Origin of the sequence: Faecalibacterium tardum, from assembly GCF_040096515.1 — a bacterium.
Taxonomy (GTDB): Bacteria; Bacillota; Clostridia; order Oscillospirales; family Ruminococcaceae; genus Faecalibacterium; species Faecalibacterium tardum.
This window is the reverse complement of sequence record NZ_JBBMEO010000001.1, coordinates 237636-249740: the sequence shown is the minus strand read 5'-3', so window position 1 is coordinate 249740 and position 12105 is coordinate 237636. Positions and strand designations below refer to the sequence as shown.

The following is a 12105-nucleotide window of genomic DNA, read 5'->3' as shown; positions in this document are numbered from 1 at the left end:
TTAGTATAGCATATTTTTAAGGTACACGCCGCACAAATCTGCGGAAAGTTTACGGGCATAATGCTGAATTGCAGAAAAAATTTTTATACAATCTTGACAAACCACCCTGTTCTGTTATAAACTTAGGTTTGTATGACGTTCGTTCGTATTTTATAAGTCTTTTTAAATAGAGAGGTAGAAATTTATGGTTCGTAACGATTTGCGCAACGTTGCCATTATCGCTCACGTTGACCACGGCAAGACCACCCTGGTGGATGCCCTGCTGCGTCAGAGCGGCGCTTTCCGCGACAATCAGGCCGTGGCCGAGCGCGTGATGGACAGCGGCGATATCGAGCGTGAGCGCGGCATCACCATTCTGGCCAAGAACTGCTCCTGCACCTACAAGGGCGTTAAGATCAACATCGTCGACACCCCGGGCCACGCCGACTTTGGCGGCGAGGTGGAGCGCGTGCTGAAGATGGTCAACGGCGTGCTGCTGCTGGTGGACGCTGCCGAGGGCTGCATGCCCCAGACCCGCTTTGTGCTGCAGAAGGCTTTGCAGCAGAACCTGAGCCTGGTGGTGGCTATCAACAAGATCGACCGTCCCGATGCCCGCATCAAGGAAGTCATCGATGAGGTGCTGTACCTGCTGATGGATCTGGGTGCCACCGACGAACAGCTGGACTGCCCCATCCTGTTCTGCTGCGGCCGTGACGGCACCGCCAGCCTGGACCCGGATGTGCCGGGCACCGACCTGATCCCTCTGTTCGACACCCTGCTGAGCACCATCAAGCCGCCCGAGGGCGACCCTGAGGCTCCCTTCCAGATGCTGGTGTCCTCTGTGGACTACAACGACTTCGTGGGCCGCATCGGCATCGGCCGCATCCAGAACGGTGTTGCCAAGGTAGGCGAGGAAGTGGTCGTGTGCGACTGGCACAACCCCGACCTGAAGATGCGCGGCCGTCTGACCAAGCTGTACGACTTCCAGGCCAACGGCCGTCAGCCGTGCGACAACATCACCGCAGGTGATATCGTGGCATTCTCCGGTCTGCCGGACGTGACCATCGGCAACACCCTGTGCAGCCCCTCCAACGTGGAGCCGCTGCCTTTCGTCAAGATCAACGACCCCACCGTGGAGATGACCTTCTCGGTCAACGACAGCCCGCTGGCCGGCCGTGAGGGCAAGTTCGTCACCAGCCGTCAGATCCGCGACCGTCTGCAGAAGGAACTGCTGAAGGACGTGGCCCTGAAGGTAGAGGACTCCGCCACCACTGATTCCTTCCGTGTCATGGGCCGTGGTGAGATGCACCTGTCCATCCTCATCGAGACCATGCGCCGTGAAGGCTATGAGCTGCAGGTCTCTCCCCCGCACGTTCTGACCAAGGTGATCGACGGCAAGACTTACGAGCCCATGGAGCATGTCGTCATCGACGTGCCCACCCAGTATCAGGGTGCCGTCATGACCGGTCTGGGTCAGCGCAAGGCCATCCTGCAGCAGATGGAGTCTCTGGGCTCTGACCGTGTGCGTCTGGAGTTCCGGATGCCCAGCCGCGGCCTGTTCGGCTACCGCAACCAGTTCCTGACCGATACCCACGGCGAGGGCATCATCAACCAGATCTTTGACGGCTACGACGTCTGGGCTGGCATGATCGCCAACCGCTCCACCGGTTCTCTGGTCAGCTTTGAGACCGGCGAGGCCGTCACCTACGGCCTGTTCAACGCTCAGCAGCGCGGCACCCTGCTGGTGGGCCCCGGCGAGAAGGTGTACGAGGGCATGGTCATCGGCTACACCGCTTCCGGCGAGGATGTGGACGTGAACGTCTGCAAGACCAAGCACCTGACCAACACCCGTTCTTCCGGCTCCGACGACGCTCTGCGCCTGATCCCCATCAGCAAGCTGAGCCTGGAGGGCTGCCTGGAGTTCCTGGCACAGGACGAGCTGCTGGAGGTCACCCCGGAGAATCTGCGCATCCGCAAGCAGATTCTGAACCATGAGCAGCGCATGAAGGCTAAGAGCAAGCTGAAGTAATTTTACAAAAGCATCCTTATTCTAGCGGCGCAGAAGCACCTACGGGCGTTTCTGCGCTGCTTTTTTGTATCCAGCGAATTTCCTCGTGCTTTTTTTGCAAAAAGGGCTTGCAAAAGTGCGGTGACTGCGGTATAATATTTCTCGCAGTCACTGATATGCCTCTTTAGCTCAGTCGGTTAGAGCACCTGACTGTTAATCAGGGTGTCGCCTGTTCGAGTCAGGCAAGAGGCGCCAGCAAGCGATGGATATTTTCCATCGCTTTTTTTGTTTATCTGTATCTTTTTCACTTATTCTTAACGGTTCTTAAAAAATAGTGCCTTGAAGAACCCTAGTGGATGTGGTATACTTTTATAAGTTTATAGATGTAGAAAAGCTGCATGGCTTTCTCACATCCGCAGACAGGCGCTCCCCCGGTCAGAAGGCTGCCGTGTAGGAGCGCAGTTTTTTCGTTGGTCAAATCAGCAGGCCGGCCGGTAGCTTTGTGCGGCAAACACGGGGCGGCAGGGCAGCTTGGTGTCGTTTGAATAAATCTTGAGAGTAAAAGGAAACATCTATGCGTTATACCTACGTCCGGCAGCACGATACCACCGACTGTGCGGCTGCCTGTCTGGCCATGGTGTGCCTGCACTACAAAAAGGAAGTTACCATCACCCGTCTGCGGGATATGATGGGCACCGACCTGAAAGGCACCAACCTTGTCGGCCTGCAAAAAGCCGCCAATGAACTTGGTTTTACCACCGCCGCAGTCCGTGTGGACCGCGAAAACTTTCTGAGTGATTTCTCACTTCCCTGTATTGCGCAGGTCATTACAGATCAGGGCTTGGCGCACTTTGTTGTGGTGTTCAAAAAGACCACCATCAAGGACGAGGGCGCGCGCCGCAAGCACATGCTGCAGGACGCCGAAGCCCGCAAGGAAGAAGAGGAAAAAGGCAAAAAGCATAAGTGCAAGGATTACGTCATCATCGGCGACCCCGGCACGGAGCTGAAAAAGATCAGTCTGGACGAGTTCTACAAGAACTTCACCGGCGTGCTGCTGCTGATGAACCCCACCTCGGAGTTCAAGGGCGGTAAGATCGAAAAGGGCGGCATGATGAAGCGGTATATCAACCTGCTGCTGCCCCAGAAGAAACTGTTCTTCTACGCCATCCTCAGCTCGGTGATCACCACCATACTGGGCATCGCGTCCTCCATGTTCAATAAGATCCTGATGGACGAGGTGCTGCCCTACGGGCTGAACAACCTGCTGGTCACCTTGATCTTGGTGTTCAGCGTGGTCAGCATTACCAGTACCCTGATTGGCTTTGTGCGCCAATGGGTGCTGATCCATCTGTCCATCAAGATCGATATCCCGCTGATGCTGGGGTACTTCGGGCACATCTTCAACCTGCCCATGAAGTTCTTTGCCACCCGCAAGACCGGTGATATCACCACCCGTTACTCGGACGCAAACACCATCAAATCCATCTTTACCAGCATTGCGCTGAGCCTTGTGATGGATATCTCCATGGCTGTCATCACCGGCATCATCCTGTTCCGCATGAACGCCATGCTGTTCTCCATCTCGCTGTTCATGGCGCTGGTCAGCATCCTGCTGGTGCTGGTGTACAAGCAGCCCTATAAAAAGATCAACGAAGAGAGCATGGCACAGTCTGCCGCGCTGAACAGCCAGATGATCGAGAGCCTGCGCGGCATCGAGACCGTCAAGTGCAACGCCAACGAGCAGACCGAGCTGGATAATCTGGAACGCGAGTACATGAAGAGCTTGAAGATCAGCCTGCGTTCCAGCCGCATCAGCACCACGCAGGGTCTGATCTCCTCCTTCATCTCCACCGGCTTCAGTATGCTGACCACCTATGTGGGCATCACGCAGGTGCTGAACGGCGAAATGACGCTGGGCGGCTTTATGGCGTTCAGCACCCTGTCCGGCTACTTCACCTCCCCCCTGAGCAACCTGATCGGCTTGCAGATGGAGATTCAGGAAGCCAGCATCTCCATGAAGCGTCTGACCGAGATCATGGACTACCCCGCCGAGTACGAGACCGCAGACGGCGTGGAGCAGAGCGAGATGAGCAAGGTGGAAGGTGACATTGAGTTCAAGGACGTTACCTTCCGCTACGGCAACCGCGCCCCTGCACTGGATCATGTCAGCTTTACCATCCCCGCCGGTAAAAAGGTGGCGCTGGTGGGCGGCAGCGGCAGCGGCAAATCCACCATTACCAAGCTGCTGCTGAAATACTACGACCCCGAGGACGGCGAGATCGATGTGAACGGCGTGAATCTGGCCGAGTACACCAACAGTTCGGTGCGCCGTGCCATTGCTTATGTGCCACAGAACATCGAGCTGTTCAGCAAGACCATCTACGACAACATCCGCATCTCCCGCATGGACGCCACGCTGGACGAGGTGAAGGAAGCAGCCAAAAAGGCCGACGCTCACGAGTTTATCCGTCACCTGCCGCTGCAGTACAACACCTATCTGGAGGAAGCCGGCAACGGCCTGTCCGGTGGTGAGAAGCAGCGTATCGCACTGGCGCGTGCCTTCCTGAAGGACTCCAACCTCTACATTCTGGACGAGTCCACCAGTAATCTGGACTTTGCCACCGAGACGCTGATCTTCAACATGATCTACGAGCAGCTGGCGGACCGCTCCATGCTGATCGTGGCACACCGCCTTTCCACCATCCGTGACTGTGACCTGATCCTTGTGATGGATCACGGTAAGATCGTGGAGCGCGGCAACCATGAGGAACTGATGGCAAAGGATGGTCGCTATGCCGAGCTGTGGAACATGCAGCAGGGCATCTTCCGCAAGCACAAGCCCGAGCCCGCTCCGCAAATGCCTTCCGCTGTGGTGGAAGAGGACGACGACGGCGAGTCCATCACCTACTGACCGCACCGCATCCGCAGCCTTTGCCCGGATGCTGCATAAGCTTTTTCCCGCTGGGGAAACCAAAGAATGCCTCGTTATGGTGTGCCCGGAGGCAGACGCTTCCGGGCACCTTTTTGTTTCGGCTTACATTAAAAATAACAGGATTAGGGGTAATTTATCATGAATGAAATCAAAGTTGCTGAAAACAAGACCCTCAAGCTGACCAATGTCCTCTCCCGCACTCTGCACCCGGAGGAGCTGGCTAACCTACCGGTCATCCTGACCCAGATGCAGAATTTTATGAAGAGCAACGGCGTGCAGCCCATCGGCCCGCTGGTGCAGGCGATCAAGCCCGGTACCGGCCCGGATCAGCTGCCGGAGATGTACATGATGCAGCAGGCCACCCAGATGATCCCCAACATGGAGCCCGGCTACCACATGGACGCTGTGCTGCGGGTAAAGAACTGCCTGTATGCCCACTACACCGGCCCGCTGAGCCAAAGCCAGCTGGCCTCCTCCAAGTTGCAGATCCATGCTTTTGAGAACGACATCAAGATGACCGGCAGCAGCTACACCATCTATGTCAATCAGGACGATGACGATGCCGTGGTCGATGTATTTATGGAGACCAAATAATTATGACAACAACCATTCAGAACCTTTCGGATCTGCAGGACCGCAGGATCATGATGGACAAAAAGCTGCCCCCTTACGGGTACGCCTTTGTCATTCTGACCGGCCTGTTCATGATCTTTCTGGTGATCTGGAGCACCCAGACCAACCGCATCTATGTCAGCCAGAACAGCGGTGTGGTGCAGGCCGCCAACAAGACCTACATCATGTCCAGCTACTCCGGCTCCATCACCGAGTTGTATGTCTCTGAGGGCAGCTATGTGAATGAGGGCGACCTGATCGCCCGGCTGAAGAGCACCGACCTGGATATGCAGAAGGATAATCTGCAAAGCCAGCTGGATATCTACCAGAAGCAACTGGATCAGTACAACAAGCTGCTCAAGTGCATTCAGGACGACACCAACTATTTTGACGAAGCCAACGCCGAGGATCAGCCCTACTACTACCAGTACCAGACCTACAAAAGTCAGGTAGCGCAAAAGACCTTTGACGCCACCACCTATCAGGCTGCCGGTTACTCCGACACCCAGATCAAGGCTTTGATGGAGCAGAACCAGAGCGAGCTGGAGTCTTTGTACTACTCTACCATGCAGTCCATCTCCCAGAGCATTACCAGTGCACAGGTCAACGTGGATAACCTGCAGGCGCAGCTGGATTCCTTGAACACCGGCGCCAACGATTACTTCATCTACGCGCCCACCTCCGGCGTGATCCACATGGACACCCCCTACAAGGAAGGCATGGTGCTGAGCGCTGGTTCCGCACTGGCTACTGTTGCCAGCGAGAACGATGATCTGGAGATCATGGCCATGGTGACGGTAAATGACCGTCCCCTACTGCACGTCGGCGACCCCTGCAAGATCGCCATCACCGGTCTGTCGGAGTACTCCTACGGCACGCTGACCGGCACCGTTACCTCCATTGACAGCGATGTGACCGCCAGCAGCAACGCCTCCTACTACAAGATGACCATCAAGCCCGACGCCACCTATGTGGTGAGCCGCAGCGGCGACAAGGTGGATCTTTCCAACGGTATGAGCGTGACCGCCCGCGTGGAATACGATCAGGTCACCTATTTTGAGTATGCCATGGAGGCTCTGGGCGTGCTGTTCCGCTAAAACGGACTGCACAGCACGGCAGGATGTCCCCCTTTTACACCCACCCCAAAGAGGTACAAACAACATGATTCAAACCGCAAAGAAACTGGCCGCCTGTGTGCTGATGCTGGGTGTGCTGCTATGCGGCACCGCGCTGAGCGCTGCCGCCGCCAGCCTGCCTGTTGAAGAGCAGAACGGCGTTTCGCTGCCATGGCTCAAGGATGTGCCCGCCGAGAGCATTGCCACCGGCAGCTATTCTGCCAATATGCTGCTGGGCGCTTCCCAACAGCTGTCCCCCGTGGTCAAGCCCAGTTACAGCACCGACTCTGTGGTCTTTCTGACCGATAACAGCAGCGTGCTGACCGTAAGCAGCAGCGGCGTGGTACAGGCTGTGGGCGTTGGCACCGCCACCGTTACGGCAGCCGCCGGCAACCAGATCTGCGCCTACACCATCGTGGTTTCCATGGATTCCACCATGATCGTGACCGAGATGGATCTTGCCCTCTCCTCCAATACCATCTATGTGGGCAACTCGGTGTCGGCTTCGCTGCAGGTGCGCCCCAGCTCTGCCTCCAACTACGCCACCGTTACGCTGACCTCCTCTAACGAGAAGATCGCCACGGTGAACAGCTTTGGCCGCGTGACCGGCGTAGCCCCCGGCAAAGCCACCATTACCGCCACCTGTGGCTCTGTGGTAGCCACCACCACCGTTACGGTGCTTGCCCTGCCCACGGATTCCTCTACCGGCACAAGCGGCACTCCATCCAGCAACAGCGGGCAGGTGATCACCCCCAACACCAACTATATCGTGCTCAAGCCCGGTGCCACCCGCACCATCACGGCCAAGGCTACCCCCGCGAGTGCATCCCAGTCCTTCACCTTCAAGTCCGGCAACAGTAGCATTGCCACGGTCAGCCCCACGGGCGTGGTCACGGCGGTAGGCACCGGTTCTACCTCCATTACCATCTCCAACGGCAAGGCCACTGCCATGGTCACGGTCATCGTGAACCGCTCGGCAGAGGCTTCCTCCGGCAGCAACAGCAGCGATGATAGCACGAACACCCCGGACGATAGCACTTCCATCCCGCTGGACCCCGTGGTACAGACCATTCAGGACAGCACGGAGGATCAGGTAGTGTTCGCCCAGTCCGAGGTGCCTACCGTGACCGGCGATATCCTGAACGCCCTGCGCACCACCGGTAAGACCCTGTGCGTGGTGGGCGACGGCTATACCCTGAACGTTTCCGGCAAAAACATAAAGAGCACCACCAGCGAGATCGACACCGCTATTACCTTCACCGAGAGCGAAGAGGGGCTGGAGTTTGAGCTGGACAACGGCCGCACCCTTCCCTGTGCGGTGCAGCTGGAGCTGGACGTGAGCACTTACTCCCACCTGTACCTGTACAACACCATCAGCAACAAGTGGCAGTACCTGAACAGCTACAAGGACGGCGTGATCACCGCTGACACGGCCGGTCGCTACCTGCTGACCAACCACAACCTGCGGTTCAGCAATATCGACTGGACCTTCTTCATCGCCGGCGGCGTGGTGATCGTTATCATTGCCATTGCCTACATCGCATTCAAAAAGCGCTACTGGTTCTGGTAATTCCTCCGCTATTCTGCATAAAACAAACCGCCCGCTGCACAAGCTTCTGTGCAGCGGGCGGTTTTGTGTTTACTTGTGAAAAAGTGGTTTCGAAACGCCTACGGGCGTCTCGGAACCACAGATAAAGCGCTATTTTCTCTTTCCGGTCACTCCACCGTTACGCTCTTGGCCAGATTGCGGGGCTTATCCACGTCGCAGCCGCGCAGCACCGCCATATAGTAGGCGAACAATTGCAGCGGCACGATGAGCTGCAACGGCATCAGGATGTCGTCGTACTCGTCCAAGCGGATGACCTCGGTGGCAACGCCCTCCGGCACTTCCGCGTCCTTAGTGGTGAACAACAGCACCCGCGCCCCGCGGCTGCGGGTCTCCTTGGCGTTGGAGATGGTCTTTTCGTAGACGTTTTTCTGGGTCGCCAGTGCGATGACCGGCACGCCGTCCGTGATCAGGCTGATGGTGCCGTGCTTCAGCTCGCCTGCGGCGTAGGCATCCGAGTGCACATAGCTGATCTCCTTCAGCTTCAGGCTGCCCTCCAGCGAAAGGGCGTAGTCGAACCCACGCCCGATGAAAAAGCAGCTCTGGGTGTTCACATAGCGGCTGGCAAGGTACTTGATCTGCTCGCAGTCCGCAAGGCGGGGCTTGATGACCTCGGATGCGTGCAGCAGCTGGGCGGTGTAGTATTTGGTCTTTTCCTCGGTCAGCTGCCCGCGCGCGTAGGCCAAGCGCAGGGCAAACAGGTACAGCACGCACAGCTGCACCATATAGGCCTTGGTGGACGCCACCGCGATCTCGGGCCCGGCGTAGGTGTACATGACGTAATCCGCCGCCCGGGCGATGCTGCTGCCCACCACGTTCACGATGGCAAGCACCGGCACGCCCCGGCTCTTAGCCAGCTTGAGGGCAGCCAGCGTATCGCTGGTCTCGCCGGACTGGCTGATGATGATGACCAGATCCTCCGGCTTCAGGATGGGGTCGCGGTAGCGGAACTCGCTGGCGATATCCACCTCTGCAGGCACCCTCGCCAGCGCTTCGATGGCGGTCTTGCCCACCATACCGGCGTGCATGGCTGTGCCGCAGCCCACCAGATGCACTGTGCCGATGCTGCGCAGCTTTTCGTCCGTCAGTTCCGGGATGCGCAGCTCCGGCAGACCGTTCTCCACCCGGGGGCTGACCGTTGCCGTGATGGCAGCGGGCTCCTCGTTGATCTCCTTGAGCATAAAGTGGGGGTAGCCGCCCTTTTCGGCTGCTTCCATGTCCCAGTCTGCGGTCAGCTTTTCGCGCTCCACCGCCTCGCCGAACTCGTTATAGAAGCGGATGCCCTGTGCCGTGCACACCGCCATGTCCCCTTCTTCCAGCACGCTGTAGCTGCGGGTGTACTTGAGCAGCGCCGGGATATCCGATGCCACAAAGTTTTCGCCCTCGCCCCAGCCCACGATGAGCGGGCTTTCCCGCTTGACCGCAAAGATGGTGTCCAGGTAGTCCTTGAACAGAACCGCCAGCGCGTAGCTGCCCCGCACCTTGGCAAGCGCAGCCTGCAAAGCCTGCAGCGGCTCGCCCTGATAGCAGCTGTCGATGAGCTTTACCAGCACCTCGGTGTCGGTCTCGCTGGTAAAGGTGTAGCCTTTGGCGACAAGGCGCTCCTTCAAAGCGCCGTAGTTTTCAATAATGCCGTTGTGCACGATGCTGACCCGGGGCGTGGAGTGCGGGTGGCTGTTCACATCGCTGGGCTCGCCGTGGGTCGCCCAGCGGGTATGACCGATGCCGCAGCCGCTCTGGGGCAGCGCCAGCTCTTCCAGTTTGCTGCGCAGGGTGGAGAGCCGCCCCTTGCTTTTGACCACGCGGATGCCGTCCCGCTGGGTAAGCGCCACACCGGCAGAATCGTACCCGCGGTACTCCAGCTTTTCCAAGCCGTCCAGCAGCACCTGCTGGGCGCTGCGCATGCCAACATAACCTACAATGCCACACATACAAAATACCTCCAGACCGACTGCGGCGCGCCGAAATGCGCTACTGCACAGTCAGTTTCCTCTATCAAAGTCTATGTTCTTGTATGGCTTTCTTTGCAGGGTTCTGTTTCGGTATTGCTGCCGGTTTTTGCCCTGTTCTGCGGCTGGTATAGCCCTCAGCCGAAGAAACATCCGCCGAATCTTTCGATGATTCCTCTCCTCGTCACCCTCACGGCTGTCACCCGTGTGGCCCGGCGCTTTGTGTCAGCTTGTGGTACACATTCCTTCTTTCAATGTTTTTGGCAATGGTTTTGGGGCGCTCAGTGCATTCCCAGCATTTTATGCAGCTTGGGCTGCCACTTCAGCTTATACAGCAGCAGCATATTGCACAGTGCACGGTCGTACAGGGCAAAGGCCACGTTACCCATAGCCAGCGTGAGCAGGGTCATTGCCAGCGCGGTGGTGCGCAGCTCCTGCGAAACGCTGCCCGCCGGTACTATCACCAGCAGCAGACCATACATGGCAAGCACCGCCGCGTTGCACAGCAGCAGCTTACACACCAGCTGCAACGCCCGGGGACGGATGCGGTCAAACCGGGGCTTTACCAGCGGGTAATAGCCCAGCAGCACGGTGAAGATCAGAGCGATTTCCTTATCCGGCACAAAGAGCAGCCCCAGCAGGCTGACGGCTGCGTACGCCGTCCATGCCATGGTGATGCCGCACTCCATGCACACCGTTGCGATGAGAAAGCTGGCCACCGCCGGTGCAATGAACATGGCAATGGGGATGATGGTGCCCAACAGCATCAGTGCCACGCACAGTGCCGCCGCCATGCCGCAATAGGCCATGGACCAGCTTTTGCTTTTTCGCTTCTTCATGGGATCTCCCATTTTTCGGTATCTACATCCTGTTCCAGCGGGTAGACCGCGTGTTGCAGGCCCAAAATCATGATATTGTTCAGCAGGGTATCGTTCAGTTTGAGATCCAGCATCTTGTATGCCCGCATCAGGTCGTTGACCGCAGCCAGTGCCTGCCGCCGGGCGTTCTCTATAGCGGCAGCCTGCCCGTTGAGCTCGTTGACCACGAACACGTTGTACTGGCCGTTGCGGCGGTCGGCTTCAAAGCGCTCGGCCTTGTCCAGCAGATAGAAGATGCGGCCGATGCAGCTGCCGATATACCGCATACTCTTGCGCTGGTTGGGGTCATCCGTAGCCAGCGTGGAGTACAAAGCGCCGTAGACATTGCTCATGGGCTCAGCCGCAAGGGCGTAGTTTTTGGCGCTCAGGTTCATCTGCACCACCGCCTGCTCCCGCTCCTGCGCAAACAGCCGCTCCAGTGCCGGGTTCTCCTGCCGGGCTTTGTCGTAGGCGCGGCGCAGCAACAGCTTGTCCACTGCGCGGCGCAGACGCTTCGCCGGGCGCAGCTCGCTGTACTTGCGGTCCTGCAAATTATGCCAGCCCATCAGGATCTCCGTCTGCGCCGCCTGCCGGATGCCCAGCGTCTGGCACATCATACTGCGCTGGAACGGCGTACCGGGCACCCGCTGCCGTTTGCAGGTGGGCATACGCCCCGCCAGACTGTCGGACAGGATGGCAAACAGCACCCCGTTGGTGCGCAGCAGATGGCAGGCATAGAAGCCGTAAGACTTGTACATCTGCCGCCGCACCCCGCGGAGGTAACGCATATAGGTGTTGTAATCCCGGATCGTCAGTTCCGGCAGGTAGGGCCGCATCCGTCCCTTCATAAGAGCCAGCCATCCTTTCTGTACAGTTTTTGTATCCTGCGGTCAATAAGGTTAGTATAATCCTTTTTGTTCGGCAACGCAACTACCGGATGCAAAAACTGCTGTAATTTGTCATTATGCCGAATTTTGTGAAATCTATTTTTCTATTAAAAATACCCGCAGACCGTCTCTTTTCAGCAAAAGATGATCTGCGGGTGTT

At 57.7% G+C, this 12105-nt stretch carries 8 protein-coding genes and 1 tRNA gene; 6 read left to right on the top strand and 3 right to left on the bottom strand.

Annotated elements, in window-relative coordinates; translation table 11 throughout:
- The first annotated feature begins 184 nt into the window (after nucleotides 1-184).
- The 6 genes from typA (at nucleotide 185) to WMO44_RS01165 (ending at nucleotide 8216) form a co-directional block, all read left to right on the top strand.
- Nucleotides 185-2008, top strand: coding sequence for a translational GTPase TypA (typA, locus tag WMO44_RS01190; protein ID WP_055184795.1), 1824 nt, complete (start codon nucleotides 185-187; stop codon nucleotides 2006-2008).
- 157 nt (nucleotides 2009-2165) lie between these two features.
- Nucleotides 2166-2242: transfer RNA gene (locus WMO44_RS01185), tRNA-Asn, on the top strand.
- Nucleotides 2243-2561: 319 nt separating this feature from the next.
- On the top strand, nucleotides 2562-4898 hold the full coding sequence (locus WMO44_RS01180) for a peptidase domain-containing ABC transporter (RefSeq protein WP_055184797.1): 2337 nt from the start codon (nucleotides 2562-2564) through the stop codon (nucleotides 4896-4898).
- Between the two features lie 159 nt (nucleotides 4899-5057).
- The gene (locus WMO44_RS01175) at nucleotides 5058-5513 is read left to right on the top strand and encodes a hypothetical protein (protein WP_055184800.1); all 456 of its coding nucleotides are present in this window, start codon (nucleotides 5058-5060) and stop codon (nucleotides 5511-5513) included.
- Between the two features lie 2 nt (nucleotides 5514-5515).
- Nucleotides 5516-6628: an HlyD family secretion protein gene (locus WMO44_RS01170; RefSeq protein ID WP_055184802.1), complete on the top strand. Its 1113-nt coding sequence runs from the start codon at nucleotides 5516-5518 to the stop codon at nucleotides 6626-6628.
- A gap of 64 nt (nucleotides 6629-6692) precedes the next feature.
- Complete coding sequence (locus WMO44_RS01165) at nucleotides 6693-8216, top strand: Ig-like domain-containing protein (RefSeq protein ID WP_349151482.1); 1524 nt, start codon at nucleotides 6693-6695, stop codon at nucleotides 8214-8216.
- 146 nt (nucleotides 8217-8362) lie between these two features.
- On the opposite strand, the gene glmS is transcribed toward WMO44_RS01165, so the two are convergent.
- From glmS to WMO44_RS01150, 3 genes are all read right to left on the bottom strand, one after another.
- Nucleotides 8363-10183, bottom strand: coding sequence for a glutamine--fructose-6-phosphate transaminase (isomerizing) (gene glmS, locus WMO44_RS01160; RefSeq protein ID WP_349151481.1), 1821 nt, complete (start codon nucleotides 10181-10183; stop codon nucleotides 8363-8365).
- Between the two features lie 299 nt (nucleotides 10184-10482).
- Nucleotides 10483-11040, bottom strand: a complete 558-nt coding sequence (locus tag WMO44_RS01155; RefSeq protein ID WP_349151480.1) for a hypothetical protein — start codon at nucleotides 11038-11040, stop codon at nucleotides 10483-10485.
- Nucleotides 11037-11906 carry a DUF5685 family protein gene (locus tag WMO44_RS01150; RefSeq protein WP_349151479.1) on the bottom strand — a complete coding sequence of 290 codons (870 nt, stop codon included), beginning with the start codon at nucleotides 11904-11906 and terminating at the stop codon, nucleotides 11037-11039. The genes WMO44_RS01155 and WMO44_RS01150 overlap by 4 nt, the downstream gene beginning before the upstream one ends.
- Nucleotides 11907-12105: the final 199 nt, after the last annotated feature.